This window comes from Verrucosispora sp. WMMA2121 (genome assembly GCF_027460185.1).
GTDB lineage: Bacteria > Actinomycetota > Actinomycetes > Mycobacteriales > Micromonosporaceae > Micromonospora > Micromonospora palythoicola.
This window is the reverse complement of sequence record NZ_JAPZBH010000004.1, coordinates 1,159,703-1,178,877: the sequence shown is the minus strand read 5'-3', so window position 1 is coordinate 1,178,877 and position 19,175 is coordinate 1,159,703. Positions and strand designations below refer to the sequence as shown.

16 protein-coding genes are annotated in these 19,175 nt (G+C 72.3%); 7 read left to right on the top strand and 9 right to left on the bottom strand.

The annotated features are described in order from the left end of the window. Positions 1 to 51 precede the first annotated feature (51 nt). The 3 genes from O7605_RS06105 to O7605_RS06095 form a co-directional block, all read right to left on the bottom strand. Positions 52 to 381, bottom strand: a complete 330-nt coding sequence (locus O7605_RS06105) for a cupin (protein WP_269738292.1) — start codon at positions 379 to 381, stop codon at positions 52 to 54. Beyond that, positions 378 to 1,328 (bottom strand): LLM class F420-dependent oxidoreductase, encoded by a 951-nt coding sequence (locus tag O7605_RS06100; protein WP_269738732.1) that lies wholly within the window; start codon positions 1,326 to 1,328, stop codon positions 378 to 380. The genes O7605_RS06105 and O7605_RS06100 overlap by 4 nt, the downstream gene beginning before the upstream one ends. 97 nt (positions 1,329 to 1,425) lie before the next feature. Next, a complete protein-coding gene (locus O7605_RS06095) occupies positions 1,426 to 2,214 on the bottom strand; it encodes an ABC transporter ATP-binding protein (RefSeq protein WP_269738291.1) in 789 nt (262 codons plus the stop codon). A 268-nt stretch (positions 2,215 to 2,482) separates the two neighbouring features. Between O7605_RS06095 and O7605_RS06090 the strand changes: the two genes are divergently transcribed. Then, positions 2,483 to 3,508 carry an ABC transporter substrate-binding protein gene (locus tag O7605_RS06090; protein ID WP_269738290.1) on the top strand — a complete coding sequence of 342 codons (1,026 nt, stop codon included), beginning with the start codon at positions 2,483 to 2,485 and terminating at the stop codon, positions 3,506 to 3,508. A gap of 98 nt (positions 3,509 to 3,606) precedes the next feature. Then, complete coding sequence (locus O7605_RS06085; protein ID WP_269738289.1) at positions 3,607 to 4,467, top strand: ABC transporter permease; 861 nt, start codon at positions 3,607 to 3,609, stop codon at positions 4,465 to 4,467. A 21-nt stretch (positions 4,468 to 4,488) separates the two neighbouring features. Here O7605_RS06085 and O7605_RS06080 read toward each other — a convergent pair whose 3' ends face one another. After that, the gene (locus O7605_RS06080) at positions 4,489 to 5,670 is read right to left on the bottom strand and encodes an ABC transporter substrate-binding protein (RefSeq protein WP_269738288.1); all 1,182 of its coding nucleotides are present in this window, start codon (positions 5,668 to 5,670) and stop codon (positions 4,489 to 4,491) included. Between the two features lie 444 nt (positions 5,671 to 6,114). On the opposite strand from O7605_RS06080, the gene O7605_RS06075 reads away from it, so the two are divergent. Genes O7605_RS06075 through O7605_RS06060 form a run of 4 tightly spaced genes read left to right on the top strand, consistent with a single transcriptional unit; the run spans position 6,115 to position 10,623 of the window. Then, the gene (locus O7605_RS06075) at positions 6,115 to 9,210 is read left to right on the top strand and encodes a sensor histidine kinase (RefSeq protein WP_269738287.1); all 3,096 of its coding nucleotides are present in this window, start codon (positions 6,115 to 6,117) and stop codon (positions 9,208 to 9,210) included. Next, entirely contained in the window at positions 9,207 to 9,614 is a 408-nt protein-coding gene (locus O7605_RS06070; RefSeq protein ID WP_099849649.1) for a roadblock/LC7 domain-containing protein, read from the top strand. The genes O7605_RS06075 and O7605_RS06070 overlap by 4 nt, the downstream gene beginning before the upstream one ends. A 42-nt stretch (positions 9,615 to 9,656) precedes the next feature. Beyond that, positions 9,657 to 10,019 (top strand): DUF742 domain-containing protein, encoded by a 363-nt coding sequence (locus O7605_RS06065; RefSeq protein ID WP_269738286.1) that lies wholly within the window; start codon positions 9,657 to 9,659, stop codon positions 10,017 to 10,019. Then, positions 10,000 to 10,623: a GTP-binding protein gene (locus O7605_RS06060; protein WP_203997167.1), complete on the top strand. Its 624-nt coding sequence runs from the start codon at positions 10,000 to 10,002 to the stop codon at positions 10,621 to 10,623. The genes O7605_RS06065 and O7605_RS06060 overlap by 20 nt, the downstream gene beginning before the upstream one ends. Positions 10,624 to 10,663: 40 nt before the next feature. Here O7605_RS06060 and O7605_RS06055 read toward each other — a convergent pair whose 3' ends face one another. From O7605_RS06055 to O7605_RS06035, 5 genes are read right to left on the bottom strand one after another with little or no spacing between them, the layout of a single operon-like run. Then, entirely contained in the window at positions 10,664 to 11,752 is a 1,089-nt protein-coding gene (locus O7605_RS06055) for a uroporphyrinogen-III synthase (protein ID WP_269738285.1), read from the bottom strand. Continuing rightward, positions 11,752 to 12,099, bottom strand: coding sequence for a nitrite reductase small subunit NirD (gene nirD / locus O7605_RS06050; protein ID WP_164447857.1), 348 nt, complete (start codon positions 12,097 to 12,099; stop codon positions 11,752 to 11,754). Before nirD ends, O7605_RS06055 begins: the two co-directional genes overlap by 1 nt. Continuing rightward, the gene (gene nirB / locus O7605_RS06045; RefSeq protein ID WP_269738284.1) at positions 12,096 to 14,618 is read right to left on the bottom strand and encodes a nitrite reductase large subunit NirB; all 2,523 of its coding nucleotides are present in this window, start codon (positions 14,616 to 14,618) and stop codon (positions 12,096 to 12,098) included. The genes nirD and nirB overlap by 4 nt, the downstream gene beginning before the upstream one ends. Further along, complete coding sequence (locus tag O7605_RS06040; protein ID WP_269738283.1) at positions 14,615 to 16,060, bottom strand: FAD-dependent oxidoreductase; 1,446 nt, start codon at positions 16,058 to 16,060, stop codon at positions 14,615 to 14,617. The genes nirB and O7605_RS06040 overlap by 4 nt, the downstream gene beginning before the upstream one ends. Beyond that, on the bottom strand, positions 16,057 to 18,228 hold the full coding sequence (locus tag O7605_RS06035; RefSeq protein WP_269738282.1) for a molybdopterin oxidoreductase family protein: 2,172 nt from the start codon (positions 18,226 to 18,228) through the stop codon (positions 16,057 to 16,059). Before O7605_RS06035 ends, O7605_RS06040 begins: the two co-directional genes overlap by 4 nt. A 147-nt stretch (positions 18,229 to 18,375) precedes the next feature. Between O7605_RS06035 and O7605_RS06030 the strand changes: the two genes are divergently transcribed. Beyond that, a complete protein-coding gene (locus O7605_RS06030; protein ID WP_269738281.1) occupies positions 18,376 to 19,158 on the top strand; it encodes a class I SAM-dependent methyltransferase in 783 nt (260 codons plus the stop codon). Positions 19,159 to 19,175: the final 17 nt, after the last annotated feature.

Genomic DNA, 19,175 nt, shown 5'->3' with positions numbered 1-19,175 from the left:
CGATCGCCACCGGCACGCCGTGTACGGACGTACGACCTGCTCGCGGCGGGTCTACTTGAGCTCGACCAGCCGGGCCAGGTATGTCGTGTCGCCGACGTTGGTGAGCATGTGCACCGCACCCGGATCGCGATAGACCACCCCGCCGGTCGGCTCGTCAGCGTCGATCTTGACACCATCGACCGTCTGCACGACGTTCTTCGCGCCCTGGACGGCCACCACCAGATAGGGAAGGTCGTGCCGGTGCAGCGGCTGGCGCTCACCGGGCTCCAGCCGGATGTGCCAGACCCTCACCCGGTCGTTGTCGAAGACGATCTCCTGGCCCACCGGGCCGAGCCCGGCTTCGGAGTCGGGCGTGGGAACGTCGGGTGGCAGCTCGGTCATCGGGTTCCGTCCAGGTTGGGGAGCACCTCGGCGGCGATCAGCTCCAGGTGGTCCAGGTCGGTGAGGTCGATCAGGCGTAGATGCACCCGGGTGGTGCCGATCGCGGCGAACTCGCCGATCCGGTCGACCAGCTGCCGCGGTGAGCCGACCACCGGATCCTCCGGCGGAAGGGCGCTCTTGACGTGCAGCGGCGCCGCTCGCCGTCGGGCCTCGCTGTCGGTACGCCCGATCGCCACCACGATGCCGGCGGAGAGCGTCAGCGGCCGGCGCCCGCCGCCGGCGCGGTCGACCCGCTCACTCGCCTCCTGAACCCGCTCGTACGCCTCGCGAGCCTGTTCGACGCTGGTGAAGGGGACGTTGAACTCGTCGGCGTAGCGGGCGGCGAGCTCGGGGGTGCGCTTGGGACCGCGCCCCCCGACGATCACCGGAGGGCCCGGGCTCTGCACCGGCTTGGGCAGGGCCGGCGAATCGGTGAGCCGGTAGTGGTCCCCGACGTAGCTGAACGTTTCGCCGGACGGGGTGCGCCACAGCCCGGTGATCACTTCGAGCTGTTCCGCGAGCCGGTCGAATCGTTCACTGGTGCCGGGGAACGGGATGCCGTACGAGATGTGCTCCCGGGCGTACCAGCCGGCGCCGATGCCCAGCTCGACCCGACCGCCGCTCATCTGGTCGACCTGAGCCACCATCACCGCGAGTGGACCGGGCAGCCGGAACGTCGCCGAGGTGACCAGGGTGCCCAGCCGGATTCGGCTGGTTTCCCGGGCGAGCGCCGCCAGGGTCAGCCAGGCGTCGGTCGGACCGGGCAGGGCCGGTTCGTCGCCCATGGCCTGGTAGTGGTCGGCGCGGAGGAAGGCGTCGAAGCCACCCTCCTCGGCGAGGCGGGCGAAGCGGAGCTGGTCGTCGTAGGTGGCGCCACGGTGCGGTTCCGTGAAGACAGCCACCCGCATTCGCTCGCTGCGCTCGCTCATCGCGCCACCTCGCTTCGCTCGGCGCCGCGACGAGGCACCACGGCGCTGCGCCGAATGATTCGCTCGCTCCGCTCGCTCATCGCGCCACCTCCGTACCGGCTCCCGCCGGCTGTTCGCGTTCCATCAGCAGTTCGTGCAGGTCGGCACTGACCCGGGCGACGTCGGCGAGATGGGCGTTGCGGCCCAGGGTGCGCGGGCGCGGAATGGTCACCTCGACGACCTTGCGGACCCGGCCGGGGCGTGGGCTCAGCACCACCACCCGGTCGGCGAGCAGCACCGCCTCGTCGATGGAGTGGGTGACGAAGACGACGGTCGCGCCGTTGCGCATGTGCACCCGCTGGAGTTCGCCGGCGAGTTCCTCACGGGTGAGCGCGTCGAGCGCGGAGAAGGGTTCGTCCATCAACATCACCCGGGGGTCGCCGATCAGCGACCGGCACAGCGCGACCCGTTGCTGCATGCCACCGGACAGCTCGTGCGGCAGCCGCTTCTCGAAGCCGGACAACCCGGCCACCTCGAGCAGGTCCCGCGCCCGGTCCCGGTGGGCGGCCCGCTTCCAGCCGAAGATCTCCACCGGCAGCAGGACGTTGTCCAACACGCTGCGCCACGGCAGCAGGGCCGGCCGCTGGAACAGCATGGCGATGTCCCGGCGCGGTCCGGTGACCGGCTTGCCGGCGACGGTGACCTCGCCGGAGGTGACCGGGATCAGGCCCGAGATCAGCCGCAGCAGCGTGGACTTGCCGCACCCGGAGCGGCCGAGTACCGCGACGAACTCACCCTCGGCGACGTCGAGGTCGATGCCCCGCAACGCCTCGACCCGGCCGGCGCGGCCGTCGAAGGTGCGCGACACCTCGGAGAGTCGGATCATCGCCGACGGGCCTCCCCTGAGTGGAAAGTCAGGAACGGGCAAAGGCTATCGGCCTGCGTTCCGTATCGCACCGTCCGGGGTGGACATCACTTTGTATCCGTTCCGCAACCCGGTACGCCTGGCGTCGCAAAGGTGGGGTTCTCGTACGCTGTGCCCGCGAGAGTCCCCCTCGATACGCGGTGTCGGCTTCCATCCGGCTGCCGGTGCCGCCCCGACAACTCCCTTCCGGCGGCCCCGAGGCCCCGGTTGGAAAGGACAAGGTGCACTGATGAGAAGGCTGACCCGTACGGTCGCCGCGGCCACGATGGCCACCGCGCTCGCCCTGGTCTCCGCGTGCAGCAGCGGCTCGGACGACGCGGACGGCAACGACCTCGGCTCGTCCCTGGAGCAGGTGACGTACCTCACCTCGTTCGGCAACTTCGGGCGCGACGCCTACGCCTGGGTGGCCAAGGAGAAGGGCTACTTCAAGGACGCCGGCTTCGAAGTCGAGATCAAGCCGGGGCAGGGCACCGGCTCCGTGATCCAGACGGTCGTCGGCGGTCAGGCGCACTTCGGCCCGATCGACCTGACCGGTGGACTCCTCCAGCTCGGCAACGGTGACGCCAAGGACTTCGTCGCGGTGGCCGCGATCCAGCAGCGCACCATGGCGGCCATCGCCACCGTGGACGGCACGGGCATCACCACCCCGAAGGACCTGGAGGGCAAGACTCTCGCCGACACGCCCGGCTCGGTGGTCCGCAACCTGTTCCCGACCTACGCCCGGATGGCCGGCATCGACTACACCAAGGTGAAGTGGGTCAACGGCGAGGCGCAGACCCTGATGGGCACGCTGGCCTCCGGTTCGGTCGACGGCATCGGGCAGTTCGTGGTCGGTCAGCCGACCATCGAGGCGGTGACCAAGAAGGAGGCCGTCATGCTGCCGTACAGCAACGTGATGCAGGACCTCTACGGCAACGTGCTGATCACCTCCAAGCAGTACGCCACCGAGAAGCCCGAGCAGGTCAAGAAGTTCACCGAGGCGCTGCTCAAGGGCCTGGAGTACGCCTTGGCGAACCCGCAGGAGGCGGCCGAGATCCTGGCCAAGAACGCCGAGGCGGTCGTGCCCGCCGCGGCGGCCGCCGAGCTGCAGTTGATGGCCGGCTACGTCCGTTCCAGCAACTCCGGCACCGCACTGGGCACGCTGGACAGCGGCCGGGTCGCCAAGAGCATCGCGATCCTGCGTGGCGCCGGCGCCCTCAAGTCGGACCTCACCCCCGACCAGATCATCGACTTCAACCTGGCACCGAAGGCCTGAGGCCGCTCGGTACCGCACGGAGTACGCCGCACCGCGTTCGTCGGTGCGGCGTACTCCGCTCCCCGCCCGTGACGATGCGCCGAACGCAGGAGGATCCGATGACCGACGTCCGTCCACGGCAGCCGGAGGCGACGCTCGCGGCCGAGCAGTCCCCGGCCGCACCGGGTGGCCGACGGTGGCGAGCGGGAGACCTGCGCTCGGGCACCATGGCCGCGCTGCTACCGGTCGCCGGGTTGCTGTTCGCACTCGGTGGCTGGTGGCTGGTGGCCCGGCTGGAGCTGATCCACCCGGCCGCCCTGCCGCCACCCGGTGACGTGCTCACGGCGTTCTCCGCTCGGCCGGCCCGACTGTTGGAGCACACCGTCGCCACCACCGGCGAGATCCTGCTCGGCTTCGCCCTCTCCGCGGTGGCCGGGGTGCTGATCGGCCTGGCGCTGGCGGCCTCCCGGACGGTCGAGCGGATGTTCACCCCGCTGCTGGTCGCGGTCAACGCCGTGCCCAAGATCACCCTGGGGCCGCTGCTGGTGGTGGCGCTCGGCTGGGGTCAGAAGCCGATCCTCACCATGGTCTTCCTGCTCTGCTTCTTCCCGATCGTGCTGTCCACCGCCACCGGGCTGACCACCACGCCGGCCGAACTCGCCGAACTGGTGCGGTCCTGGAACGCCTCCCGTTGGCAGGCGTTCCGCAAGGTCCGCTTTCCCGCCGCGCTCCCGCAGATCTTCGTGGGCCTCAAGGTCGCCATGCCGCTCGCCGCGATCGGTGCCGTGATCGGCGAGTTCCAGGCCGGCGAGGGTGGTCTCGGTTACGTCATCCAGCAGTACGCCGGCATCGGCGACACCGCTACCGCGTGGGCCGCGATCATCCTGGTCGCCCTGGTCAGCATCGTGCTCTACGCCGCGCTGGTGCTCATCGAGCGGCGCAGCCTGCCCTGGCTGCGGGAGACCACCTCCAGCCGCTGACCACACCAGCCACTCAGGAGATCAGCCGGCCAGCCGCCACCGCCCGTTGCGGGCGATCAGGGTGGTCAGCGCCTGCGGCATCAGCCCGGAGTGGTTGTCCGGCGTCATCCGGATCGGACCGGACAGGCCGTCCAGCTGGGACGTCTCCAGCACGTCGCGGAGGCGTTTCCGGTCGACCTCGCCGGCGGGGCCGCCGGCCCGCAGCTCCGCGTCGGCGATGAGCTGGATGGCGTCCGCGGCGAACGAGGCAGAGCCGTGGTAGCCGCCGTACCGGGCGGTGTAGTCCTGAAACCACTGACGGCGGGCGGCCTTCGCGGGGGTGGTGGCGATCACGTCGTCGATCACCATCGTCTGGGTGAAGACCAGGGTGGCCCGTTCGGCCGACCGGGCGGCCTCGCCGAGGAAGAGGTCGCCGGCGGCCGAGGCGTCGAGGAACAGGGCGCCGGTGTAGTCGGCCCGATCGACCGCGCTGGCGGCGAGCATCGCCTGCTCCGGTGGGGTCCAGATGACCAGGGCGTCGGGATCGGCGCCGGTCAGCCGGCCGGCCTGCCCGTCCAGTTCCGTGTCGGTGCCGCGGACGGACGCCTCGGCCAGCACCCGGATGTCGACCTTGTCGAACTCGCGGCGCAGTGCGGCGGCACCCTCCTGGCCGTAGGCGTCGTCGCTGCGCAGGAGGCCGACCGTGTCGATGTTGCGGCGGCGCAGTTCGACGGTGAGGGCCGCGGCGTTGTCGTCGGCGTTTGGGGCCAGTTTGAACATGTAGCGGCGGTCCGCGACCGGGTTCACCACGGCACCGGCCGCCGCGAGTGCCACGGTCGGGATCTGGTTCTCATTGACCGTGCGCACCGCACCGAGGGCGCATTCGTTGCAGCCGCCCATGATGATGGCGGTGACCCGTTTGTCGTTGCTGAAGTCGACGATGTTGCGCAGTGACTCACTGGCGTCGGAGCGGTTGTCCTTGAACAATAGTTCGACCGTACGGCCGTTGAGTGCGCCCGAGGCGTTCAACTGATCGCGCTTCAGTTCCAGGGCCTGTCGGTACGCCTCGCCGACACCGGCCGAGGCACCGGAGAGTTCCAGGTCGGCGGCGATCACGATCGGGCTCGTGTCCTGCTCCTCCCCGCCGAACTGGCAGCCGACGAGGGTGGTGGCGAGCAGGGTCGACACGAGCGCCGTGGCGGTCGCGGAGCGGATCGGGGTCAACTGGGTCCTCCTGATGCGGCACGGGCGGGGCCCGGTCACCGGCGGCTCATCCGTCCTCTGTGGATAATGAGACGGCTCTGCCGTACCGTGTGCGCGAAGCCTGCAAAACCTTGCCAATGCCGGGCGCTGCGGTCAAGCGGGTCAGCGAAGGCGTTTCGGGACACCGATCCCACATGCTGGTGTAACCAAATGTTTTCAAATGCTCACTGTGGCGACACGCGTGGCCACTCTGGAGTTACATGCCCTGTTCAGGGTGCTGTGGAAATGTAGGTATTAGTTGACCGGATCACGGGTTGCGTGCCGTCCGACCGTTTCCTGCCCTCCTGCGGCTTCCCAAACACGATCTCGTCTGATGAAATCGCGGCCGTGCCGCGCGTGGCGCCGGCTGTCGCTCGGCCCCTGGGTCGGCGGTTCTGGCGGGAAGAAAACGACGGAGGCGATGTCGTGAGCACCGGACCGACGACCCTGCCCGCCAGTGGTGACGCCGCGCAGCGGAGTGGCGGTCGGCTGCCCCGGCTGCGCGACGCCCGGATCCGGTCCAAGCTGGCGCTGATCCTGGTGGTTCCGGTGGCGGCGGTCATCGCACTGGCCACGGTCCGACTGGTCTCCGTCGGCGAAGGCGCCTACGACGCGAGCCAGTCCCGCGCCCTCACGGCGCTGTCCATCGACGTCTCCGCGCTGGCGAACGACCTGCACGCCGAACGGATGGCGGCGGCGGCCTACCTCGCCGCACCGCAACAGCGGGCCGACGCGTACAACCTGCGGGTCCGCGAGACCCAGCAGCGGATCGACGAGTACCGCGCGGAGCGGGCCCGGGTGGGCGACGCGCCGGCGGCGATCCGCGACCGGCTCGCGGCCATCGACGCGCACCTGGACACCCTCGACGGCACCCGGCAGGAGGTGCTCGCCCGCCAGCAGATGGAGGTCGCCGAGGCGGTGCTGCGCTACGGCGTGGTCCTCGACGACCTGGTCGCCTACGGCGACGGGCTGGCCCAGTTGCCCGGCGGCGAGGAGGTCGGTGACACCCGGCGGGCGGTCGCCGCCTTCGCCCGGGCCAAGGCGGCCGTCGCCGAGGAGGAGGCGGTCGCCTTCACGGCACTCAGTGCCGGCCGGCTGGACAACGAGCAGTTCTCCACCTTCGTGGCCACTCTCACCGGGCAGCAGGAGGCGCTGGTGGCCTTCTCGCTCGCCGCCGACCCGGTACAGCGTGCCCTGGTCGAGAGCACCGTCTCCGGTGACGCGGTGGTGCTGGCCGACCGGATCGCCACCGACCTCAGCCGGTCGGTCAACCAGCGTGCGCCGTTCACCGCCCAGGAGGCCACGGCGGCGATCGGCGCGGTGAACGAGCTGATGCGGTGGGCCGAGATCGAGCTGGAGAACCGCCTGCTGGCCCAGGCCGAGCAGGCCCGCTCGGACGTCATCCGGCAGGCTGTCGTCGAGACCACCCTGGTGCTGCTCACCCTGATCATCGCGGTGACCCTGGCCGTGGTGCTGGCCCGCTCGCTCAACCACTCCCTGCGCCGGCTGCGGGAGGGCGCGCTCTCGGTGGCCAACCACGACCTGCCGGAGGCGGTGCGGCGGCTGCAGGGAATGGGCAACGTCAGCGACGGCAGCGTCGACGAGATCGTTCGCGAGGTACGTGACCCGATACAGCTCAACAACCGCGACGAGGTGGGGCAGGTCGCCCTGGCCTTCAACGTCGTGCACCGGGAGGCGGTCCGGGTCGCGGCCGAACAGGCGGCCCTGCGGACCAGTGTCTCGGCGATGTTCCTCAACCTGGCCCGACGCAGTCAGACCCTGGTCGACCGTATGATCGGCGAGCTGGACGCGATCGAGCGCGGTGAGGAGGACCCGAAGCGGCTCGCGCAGCTGTTCGAACTCGACCACCTCGCCACCCGGATGCGCCGCAACGACGAGAACCTGCTCGTGCTGGCCGGGGCCGACTCGGCCGTGCCGCGCCGCGACGACGCCCTGCTCGTGGACGTGCTGCGGGCCGCGCAGTCCGAGGTGGAGCTCTACAACCGGATCGAGTTCGGCACCGTCGACACCGACGTGTCCGTGGCGGCCCACGCGGTGAACGACGTGGTGCGGCTGGTGGCCGAGCTGCTCGACAACGCCACCCGTTTCTCGCCGCCCAACACCACCGTGGTGGCCGACGGACGGCGCATTCGGGACTACGTGCTCATCCAGATCGAGGACCGTGGTCTCGGCCTCACCGACGAGCAGTTGGACTCGCTCAACCGCCGGCTCGCCGCGCCCTCCGCGGTCGACGTCGCGGCGTTCCGCCTGATGGGTCTGGCGGTGGTGAGCCGGCTCGCGGCCCGCTACGGCATCCGGGTCGAGCTGCGTCGCAACGTCGAGGGCGGCACCGTCGCACAGGTCACCCTGCCCGCCGCCACCGTGGTGCTGCCCAGCCTGCGCGGTCGCGACCAGGCGATCACCCGACCCCGGCAGCCGCTCGCGGTCGAGCAGAACCCGCTCGCCTCGGTCGGCCGCGGCGATCCGGCCGGCGTCACCGGCCGCGGCACCACCGCGACCCTGGTCGACCGGTGGCACAACGGTACGGGCACCGGCACGCCCTGGCCGGGAACGGAGTCGGCCCCCGCCGACCCGCCGCCGACCCGTACACCGCCGCCGGCCTTCAACGGGTTCAACGCGGGTTCACCGACGGTTGCGCAGCCCACCCTCGACCCGCTGTCGCACCGGGGCGCCGGCAACCACGGCCAGCACGCCGATCCCGGCCTACCGGTGGGACCGGTCGCGGGTGCGGGCGGCACCGCGTCGGCGGGATTCGCTCCGGCCGCCGGTCAGCACGCCGGTGGCGGCGATGCCGACGGCTCCGGGTTCCGTGGGCTCGGTGCCAGCCTGGCCGCGACCGCACCACCCCCGACGCGCCCGATCACCGTGCCACCCGAGCAGTCCTCCGATTCGCCGATCTTCCGCGAGATGGAGGCGGTCTGGTTCCGCTCGCACGGCAACGACGTCACCACGATCTTCAGCCGGCCGCAGTTCGACGAACCGGCCCCGCAGGCGGTCGCCAGCCCACCGGCGCCCGCTGTCGAGCCGACCAGGGGACGGAGTCCGTTGCCCACCCGCACGCCGGGTGCGGCCGCCGCCGCGACACCCGCGCCGCCACCGTCGTACACTTCCTCGTCCGCCAGCACGGCTGGTCCGGCGCCGAGCGCGCCGCCGACCTCGCCCGCGCCACCACCGCCGTCCGCGCCACCGCCGCCCGCCCGGCAGCCCGAAACCGGCCAGCCGGAGGACGACGCCTGGCGGACGGCGGCCGACGAGGGCTGGTCACGGGCCAGCCGGGCGGCCGAGCCCACCCCCGCCGGCACGACCCGGTCGGGGCTGCCCAAGCGGGTGCCCCAGGCACAACTCGTGCCCGGCGGCATCGAGCCGCGCGGGCGTGAGCACGGCCGCCGGACCCCCGACGAGGTACGCGGTCTGCTGTCGGCGTACCACCGTGGTGTCCAGCGTGGTCGGACGGCTGGAGCGAGTCAGAACAGCACCTCGATCAAGGAGACGAGCCGATGAACAGGCCAGCGGCCATACAGGACATGGGTTGGCTGCTCAGCAACTTCGCCGACAGCGTGGCCGGCATCGCCCACGTCGTGGCGGTGTCCGCGGACGGGCTGTTGCTCGCCTCCTCCCGGGACCTGCCGACGGATCGGGCGGATCAGCTCGCCGCGATCACCTCCGGCGTGGTGAGCCTGACCGAGGGTGCCGCCCGGATGTTCAGCGCCGGCGGGGTCCTGCAGACAGTTATCGAAATGGACAGTGGCTACCTGTTCCTGATGTCCATCAGTGACGGGTCGTCGATGGCGGTGCTCGCGGCGCGTAGCTGCGACGTCGGCCAGGTGGGCTACGAGATGGCACTGCTCGTGGAACGGGTCGGTGCGGCGCTGGTGCCGCTGCCCCGGGACGCGGTGCGGTCGTAACCGGTGCGCCGGACCGGCGGAAGGCGGAGGAGGTGATCGCGGATGGATCGGCAGCGTGACCCACGGGGTGCGCTGGTGCGGCCGTACGCGGTCACCCGGGGCAGGACCGAGCCGTTGCAGGACATCGCCCTGGAGGCGGTGCTGGTGGCCAGCCCCACGCAGATCGCCGAATCACGGTTCGCCGGGCACGACAAGCATCGCATCGCCACGGTCTGCGAGGGCCGGCCCGAGTCGCTGGCGGAGATCGCCGCGTACACCCGGCTACCGCTGGGTGTCGCCCGGGTGCTGGTCGCCGACATGGTGGCCGAGGGCCTGCTGACGCTACAGACGGCCGCTCCCGCCACAGGTTTCGAGGAGCGGATGGAAATGCTGGGAAGGGTGCTGAGTGGACTTCGCGAGCTATGACCCCGCCGGGGCCCGCCAGAGCCGGGGAATCATCTCCGCGAAGATCGTCGTCGCGGGTGGCTTCGGTGTCGGCAAGACCACGCTGGTCGGTGCGATCTCCGAGATCACACCGCTGACCACCGAGGCGGTGATGACCTCGGCCGGCGTCGGCATCGACGACCCGTCCAAGGTGCCGGGCAAGGAGACCACCACGGTCGCCATGGACTTCGGCCGGATCACCATGGCGCAGGATCTGATCCTGTACCTCTTCGGCACGCCTGGGCAGACCCGGTTCTGGTTCATGTGGGACGAGATCATCCGAGGTGCGGTGGGCGCCGCGGTGCTGGTGGACACCCGCCGGATCACCGACGCGTTCGCCCCGCTCGACTACTTCGAGAACCGCAACCTGCCGTACGTGGTCGCGCTCAACCGGTTCGACGGCGCACCCCAGTACGAGCTGGACGAGGTGCGCGAGGCGTTGGCCATCTCGCCGGACGTGCCGTTGGTGATGACCGACGCCCGGCAGCGCGAGTCGGTCAAACGGGTCCTGGTGACCGTCGTCGAGCACGCCATGGCGCGGCTGCAGGCCGAGCACGACCGCGGCTTCCCGACCCCGGTCGGATAGGCGGTGACCCGCCGGCCCGGTCGCGGCCGGGCCGGCGGGCTCAGTCGACGCGCAGGCGGTAGCCCCGCTTGACCACCGTCTGCACGACCCGCGGCGCCTTCAGGCCGGCCCGCAGCCGGGCCACCGCCATCTCCACCGCGTGCTCGTCGGCCCCGCGCGGCAGCGTCCGCAGCAGGGCGGTACGCGACAGCACCCGGCCCGGCGTCTGCGCCAGCGCCCGCAGCACCGCCATCGGCGCCGGGGCCAACGGTCGCAACTCGCCGTCGACCACCGCCGCGTGACCGCGCAGGGTGAGCAGATGCCCGGCGACCTTGATGGTCACCGTACGGCGGGGCAGTTCGTCGACGATGGTGCGGACCAGCGCGCCGAGCCGGGCCCGGCTCGGCGCGCTCACCGGCACCCCGCGCCGGACCAGCGGCTCGGCGGTGACCTGTCCGACGCAGCTGGCCAGCACGTCCGTACGCAGCGCGTCCAGCACCGCCTCGGTGCGATCGCCGGAGGCACGCAGCAGCGCCTCCACCGCCGGTGCCGAGGTGAAGGTGACCGCGTCGACCAGCCGCCCCGCCACCAGGTCGACCAGCCGGTGCAGCGGCGCCGGATCGGTCGGTGGGGCCCAGCGGTAGACCGGAATCTCGATCACCGTGGCGCCGGCCTCCTCCAGTGCGCGGGTGCACTCCGGTTGCCGCTCGCCGTGCAGCTGCATGGCGATCACCTGACCGGACACCCCCCGTCGACGTAGGTGATCGACCACCTCGTCGCAGCTCTCCGAGGCCGGTGACCACTGGTCGTACAGACCGGCCGCCCGGATCGCCCCGCGGGCCTTCGGGCCCCGGGCCACCACGTACGCGTCACCGAGGATCCCGCGCAGCGGCTCCGCGAGCCCCCAGCCCTCGGCGGCCTCCAGCCAGCCGCGCATCCCGATGCCGGTGTTGGCCATCAGAATGTCGGGCGGCCGTTCCAGGCAGGCACGGGTGGCCTCGCGCAGCTCGGTGTCGTCCGCGAGCGGCACGATCCGCAGGGCGGGGGCGAGCACCACCCGGGCGCCCCGCCGTTGGAGCAGCGCGGCGAGTTCGTCTCGCCGCCGGTCGGCGGTCACCCCGATGGTGAAGCCGGCCAGTTCCTCGCGCATCAGCCCTCCTGTCGCAGCCGCACCTCGACCATGCCGTTGTGGCAACGGATCTGGTGCCGAGCGACCGAAACGCCCGGCAGGTCGAGACAATCCCCCGTGCGCAGGTCGTACACCTGCTTGTGCAGCGGCGACGCGACCGTCGGTACCTCGCCCCGACTGCCCACGATGCCGCGGGAGAGCACGTACGCCCCGGAGACCGGGTCGAGGTTGTCGATCGCGTACAGCCCGTCCGCGGTCCGGAAGATCGCCACCTGCACCCCGGCGACCAGGGCGGCGACGCCCCGGTCCCGGTCCAGGCGATCCAGCGGGCAGACGGTGACCCAGCCCAGTGCCGTCGCGGCGGTCATCGGCGCACCTCCGGCAGGCCGAGCGCGACCGGTTGACGGCCCTGCGCGCCGGACGGATGCCCACCGACGGGTACCGGTTGTCCGCGTTCGGTGACGAAGGTGATCGACGGGTCGGGCACCTCCGGCGCGTTGACGAAGGAGGTGAACCGGCGCAGCCGGTCCGCGTCGGCCAGCACGTCGCGCCACTCGTCCGAGTAGGACCGCACGTGCCGGGCCATCGCGGCGTCGAGCTCGGCGCAGAGACCGAGCGAGTCGTCCACGATCACCGCCCGGAGGTGGTCCAGGCCGCCGTCCATCGCCTCGATCCAGGCGGCGGTGCGTTGCAGCCGGTCGGCGGTGCGGATGTAGTACATCAGGAACCTGTCGATCAGCGTGACGAGCGTTTCGGTGGACAGGTCGGTGGCGAACAGGTCGGCGTGCCGGGGCCGGAAGCCACCGTTGCCGCCGACGTAGAGGTTCCAACCGGTTTCCGTGGCGATCACACCGAAGTCCTTGCTGCGGGCCTCGGCGCATTCCCGCGCGCAGCCGGAGACCGCAGATTTGATCTTGTGCGGGGCGCGGAGGCCCCGGTAGCGCAGCTCCAGGGCGACGGCCAGGCCGACCGAGTCCTGCACGCCGTAGCGGCACCAGGTGGAGCCGACGCAGGACTTCACCGTGCGCAGCGCCTTGCCGTACGCGTGCCCGGACTCGAACCCGGCGTCCACCAGTCGGCGCCAGATCTGCGGTAGCTGGTCGACCCGGGCGCCGAACAGGTCGATCCGCTGCCCACCGGTGATCTTCGTGTAGAGGTTGAAGTCGCGGGCCACCTCGCCGATGACGATCAGCTTCTCCGGGGTGATCTCCCCGCCCGGTATCCGGGGCACCACCGAGTAGCTGCCGTCGCGTTGCAGGTTCGCCAGGAAGTGGTCGTTGGTGTCCTGCAACGAGGCCTGCTCGCCGTCGAGGATGTGGCCGGAGCCGAGCGAGGCCAGGATCGAAGCGACGACCGGTTTGCAGATGTCACAGCCGCGCCCCCGGCCGTGCTCGGCGATCAGCCGGGAGAACGTCCGGATGCCGCGTACCCGGACGATGTCGAACAGCTCCTGCCGGCTGACGTCGAAGTGCTCGCAGAGCGCCTTCGACTGGACCACGCCGGCCGCGTCGAGCAACTGCTTCAGCATCGGTACGCAGGAACCGCAGCTCGTCCCGGCCCGGGTGCAGGCCTTCAGGGCGGCCACGTCGGCGCAGCCGTCGGCGATGGCCGTGTCGATGTCGCCCCGGGTCACCGCGTTACAGGAGCAGACCTGGGCGGTCGCGGGCAGCGTGCCCGCCGTGGCGCCCACCGCGTCGTCGCCGGCCAGCAGGGCCAGCGGTGCGGCCGGCAGCGGCCCGCCGACACTGGCGCGCAGCGTCGGATACGCGCTGGCGTCGCCGACCAACACCCCGCCGAGCAGCGTCGACGCGTCGTCGGAGAGGACGAGTTTGGCGTACACCCGAGCGGCCGGGTCGGTCCAGGTGACGTCCAGGCAGCCGGGCGTCGCACCGTGCGCGTCGCCGAACGAGGCGACGTCGACGCCGAGCAGCTTGAGCTTGGTGGCGGTGTCCGCACCGGGGAAGGTGGCGGCACCACCGACCAGCCGGTCGGCCACCACCTCGGCCATCGCGTAACCGGGGGCGACCAGGCCGTAGCAGGTGCCGTCGACCGCCGCGCACTCGCCGACCGCGTAGATCCGCTCGTCCGTGCTCCGGCAGGCGGCGTCGACCAGGACCCCGCCGCGTGGACCGATGTCGAGCCCGGCTGCCCGGGCCAGCTCGTCGCGGGGCCGGATGCCGGCGGCCACCACCACCAGGTCGGCGTCGAGCACCGCGCCGTCGGCGAGTTCCAGGGCGGCCACCGCTCCGTCCGCGTCCGGCCGCAGCGCGGTGGTCGCCACGCCCAGGTGGCAGGCCACGTCCAGGTCCTCGACGTAGCGCCGGAGCATCGCGCCACCGGCGGTGTCCACCTGCACCGGCATCAGCCGTGGGGCGAACTCCACCACGCTCGTGGTCAGCCCGAGCAGGCGCAGCGCGTTCGCCGCCTCCAGTCCGAGCAGCCCGCCGCCGATCACCGCGCCGGTGCGGCGGTCCTTGGCGTACCGGCGGATGGCCGCGAGATCGTCGAGCGTGCGATAGACGAAGACGCCGGCCAGGTCCGACCCCGGCACCGGCGGCACGAACGGGTACGACCCGGTGGCGAACACCAGCACGTCGTACGGGTGCTCGCCGGTGGTCGTGGTGACCACCCGCCGGTCCCGGTCCACGCCGGTGGCCGGCTCGCCGAGGCGCAACTGGACGCCGTCGTGCGCGGTGTGCAGGTTCAGGTCCTGCTCGTCGGCGCCGTCGAAGTACGCCGAGAGCCGCACCCGGTCGTACGCCGGGCGGCTCTCCTCGGCGAGCACCGTGACCCGCCACAGCCCCTGTGGGTCGCGGGCCCGCAGCGCGTCCACGAACCGCTGGCCGACCATGCCGTTGCCGATGACGACCACGTTGCCGCCGGTCATCGCCCCACCTCCACGGGATCCGTTCTGGACAACCAGTCGACGATGCCGGCGACCGCGTCGCGGCAGCTGCCGCAACCGGTGCCGGCCCGGGTCGCCGCGACCACGGCGTCGACCGTGCGGGCTCCGTCCCGCCAGCAGCGCACGAGGGCGCCCTTGCTCACCGTGTTGCACTGGCAGACCGTGGCCGCGTCCGGCATCAGCGCCGGTGACGCGGCGGGTGCCGCGACGGCCCCGCCGACGGCGCGGCCGAGCAGCAGCGCCCGCCGGTCGGTGGGCACCGGGTGACCACGGTCGAACAGTTGGATCACCGTGCCGACCGAGGGGTTGTCGCCGAGCAGGATCGCGGCGGCCAACCGTTCGTCGTGGATGCGCAGCCGGGCGTACGTGCCTCGGGCCGGGTCGGCGAAGGTCAGCTCCTCGCCGGGACCACCCGTCGGGTCACCCATCGCGGCGAGGTCGATACCGGCCGCTTTGAGCCGGGTGACCACCGGTCGCGGCCGGTACCGGGCCTGCGGGTCCTGCCCGGTCACCAACTGGGCCACCACCCGCGCCTGTGCCCAGGCCGGTGCCACCAGGCCGGTGAGCGTGCCGTCGTGCTGCGCGCAGTCGCCGATCGCGGAGATCCGCCGGTCGCTGGTGCGCAGCCGGTCGTCGACCAGCACCCCCCGGTCCACGGCCAGGCCGGCCGCGGTGGCGAGGGCGGTGTCGGGGCGTACGCCGCAGGCGAGTACCAGCAGGTCGGCGTCGAGCGAGCGACCGTCGGACAACTCCAGCCGTACCCCTGCGGCGTCGGCTCGTACGGCGGTCGGCTCCACCGCCACGTGGGTGGTCACACCGAGACCGGCGAGGGTGCCGGCGAGCATGGCGCCGGCGGCCGGGTCGAGTTGACGGTCCATCAGGTACGGCACCCGGTGCACCACGCCCACGTCAAGCCCGCGCAGCGCCAGCCCACGGGCGGCCTCCAGGCCGAGCAGCCCGCCACCGAGCACCAGGGCGCGCCGGGCGGTGCCGGTGAGGGCGAGGATGCGTCGGCAGTCGTCCAGGGTGCGGAACGGGATCACCCGTTCCGGCAGGTGCTCCGGGTCGAGCCCGGGCAGCGCGGGCACCACCGCCCGGCTGCCGGTGGCGAGGACCAGGTGGTCGTAGGGGATCCGGTCGCCGTCGTCGGTGCGTACCTGGCCGGTGGCCCGGTCGATCGCGTTGACCGTCACCCCGGTGCGCAGGTCGACGCCGCGTCCGGCGACCTCTGCCAACTCCACGTCCGACTCGCCGATCTTGCCGGTGAGCAGGGTGGACAGCATGATCCGGTTGTACGCGGGGTGCGGTTCCGCGCCGAGCACGGTCACCTTCAGGTCCTCGCCCCGGGCGTGCAGTTCCGCCGCCACCCGGGCGCCGGCCATCCCGTTGCCGACCACCACGACCCGTTCGCTGTGCCCGGTCATGCCCGCTCCACCCGTACCGCGCAGATCTTGAACTCCGGCATCCCGGAGACCGGGTCGACGGCGTCGTTGGTGACGGAGTTCGCCCGGGCCGGCCCACCCCAGTGGAACGGCGCGAAGACGGTGTCCGCCCGGATGCCCGGGCTCAGCCGGGCCGGTGCCTGGAACTCGCCGCGTCGCGAGAGCACCCGTACCGGCTCGCCGTCGGTGACGCCCAGCCGCTCGGCGAGATCCGGATGCAGCTCCACGAACGCCTCGGGTGCGGCCCGCCGCAGCGCGGCTACCCGGCGCGTCTGAGTGCCGGACTGGTACTGCGCGAGCACCCGGCCGGTGGTGAAGTGCAGCGGATAGTCGGCGCAGACCTCCTCGGCCGCCGGCCGGTGCTCCACCGGGTGGAACCGGGCCAGCCCGTCGGGAGTGGCGAAGCGCTCGGTGAACAGTCGGGGGGAATCGGGCCCGTCGTCGTCGGGGCACGGCCAGAAGACGCCGTCCGAGGCGTCGATCCGGTCCCAGCTGATCCCGGCGTAGTCGGCGATGCCGCCGGCCGAGGCTCGGCGCAGCTCGGCGAAGACCACGCGCGGGTCCGCCGCCTCCGCCTCGCTCGGTCGGCCGCCCGCCGTCGAGTCGGTGGGCCGCTCGCGCACCGGGCGATCAGCCGGTGTCGACCCGCGCAGCCGGGCGGAGAGGGCGGCCAGGATCTCCAGGTCGGTGCGGACGCCCGCCGGAGGCGGACGGAGCGCCCGGCGGCGCAGCACCCGCCCTTCCAGGTTGGTCATCGTGCCGTCCTCCTCGGCCCACTGGGCGGTGGGCAGCACCACGTCAGCCAGCGCCGCCGTCTCGGAGAGCAGGAAGTCGGCGACGACCAGCAGATCCAGGTCGCGCAGACGACCCTCGACCCGGGCGGCCCGGGGTGCGGAGACCACCGGGTTCGAGCCGAACACCAGCAGCGCCCGGGGCCCCTGGTCGGTGCCGAGCGAGTCGAGCAGCTGGTACGCCGGCACGCCCGGCCCGGGCAGCTCGTCGGCGGGCACCCCCCAGACCCGCGCGACGTGGGCGCGGGCCTCCAGGTCGTCGATCTTGCGGTACCCGGGGAGCTGATCGGCCTTCTGCCCGTGCTCCCGGCCACCCTGGCCGTTGCCCTGCCCGGTCAGGCAGCCGTAGCCGGAGCCGGGGCGGCCGGGCAGACCGAGCGCGAGGGCGAGGTTGACGAAGCCGGTGACGGTGTCCACGCCCTTGGCGTGCTGCTCGGCGCCGCGGGCGGTGAGGATGATCGCCCGTTCGGCGGTGCCGAGGGCGCGTGCGGTCTCCTCCAGGTCGGCCACGGGTACCCCGGAGAGCGCTTCGGCGCGGGCCGGCCACCAGCCCGCCACGGTGCGGCGCACCTGGGTGAACCCGGTGGTGCGGGTGGCGACGTAGTCACCGTCGACGTACCCCTCGGTCAGGGCGATGTGCAGCAGCGCGTTGGCCACCGCCAGGTCGGTGCCGGGCAGCGGTTGCAGGTGCAGGTCGGCCTGCCGGGCGGTGGCGGTCACCCGTGGGTCGATCACGATCAGCTTGCCGCCGCGCTCCCGGTGCTCGGTCAGCCAGCGCACCAGCGGCGGCATGGTCTCCGCCGGGTTCGCCCCGACCAGCAGCAGGGTGTCGGCCCGCCCCAGGTCGGACAGCGGGAACGGCAGTCCCCGGTCCACGCCGAAGGCCCGCATGCCGGCGGCCGCGGCCGAGGACATGCAGAACCGTCCGTTGTAGTCGATGTGCCGGGTGCCCAGTGCCACCCGGGCGAACCGGCCCAACGCGTACGCCTTCTCGTTGGTGAGCCCGCCGCCGCCGAAGACGGCGACCGCGTCGCGGCCGTGCCGCTCCTGCACGTCGCGAAGGCCGGTGGTGATCCGGTCCAGCGCGGCTTCCCAGGTGGCCGGGCGCAGCTCGCCGGTGGCCGGGTCGCGCAGCAGGGGACTGGTCAACCGTTCCGGGTGGCTGAGCAGCTCCGGCGCGGTCCAGCCCTTCTGGCAGAGGCCGCCCCGGTTGGTGGGGAACTGGCGAGGTAGCACGCTTACCGCCTCGTCCTCCTCGCGCAGGACCATGCCGCACTGGAGGGCGCAGTACGGGCAGTGGGTCGCCACCTCCCGGGGCCCGCGCCCCGGTCGCGTCGCCGGCCGTGCACCGTCTGTCATGTCGGCAAAGCGTGCCGTTGGGCAGTTTCCGGTCCGCGTCCCGTTTGTTTCGGTCCTGTCAAGAGCCGCTCACACCGCACCGCGGCTGAGAGCCGGCTCGCGAGGTCTACAATGTGGAACGAGAATCCTGCTATATGGGAGGCTGTCATGAGCGTGGCCAAAACGTTCGACGCGGCGGCGGGCGGCTACGACGCCGCCCGCCGCAGGCTGGTGCCCTGCTACGACGCGTTCTACACCACGGCCGTCGAGGTGGCCGCGCCACCGTTGCGGGCCGCCCTGACCGCCGGGCGTACGCCCGAGGTGCTCGATCTCGGCGCCGGGACCGGTCTGCTGTCGTCGCTGCTCTCCGCCGCCGTGCCCGGCGTGCGGCTGACCCTGGTGGACGCCGCGCCACAGATGCTGGCCGGCGCCGCCGAGCGGTTGGCCGGCCGGGGCGTCGCGCACCGGGTGGTGGTCGCCGACCTGGTCGATCCGCTGCCCGCCGGGCGGTACGACGCGGTGGTCAGCGCGCTGGCCATTCACCACTTGGACGATCCCGCCAAGCGCGACCTCTACCGTCGGGCGGCGGCGGCGTTGGTGCCCGGCGGAGTCTTCGTCAACGCCGAGCAGGTGGCGGGCCCGACCCCGGAGTTGGACCGGCGATACCACGACGTCTGGCTGGCGCAGGTCGCGGCGCTCGGTTCCGACGCCGCCGAGATCGCCGCTGCCGGGCAGCGGATGGCCTACGACCGCCCCGCACCTGTGGATCAGCAGTGCGGCTGGCTGACCGAGGCGGGCCTGGTGGACGTGGACTGCTTCTTCAAGGCGTGGCGCTTCGCCGTCATCGGCGGCCACGCGCCCGGCGGAACCGTCGACGATCCGTCCGCGCCATCAGCTCGACAGCGGGGACACGGGCATCTCCGGGCTGCCGCGGGCGGCACGCCGGGATGACTGAGAGTCATACCAGT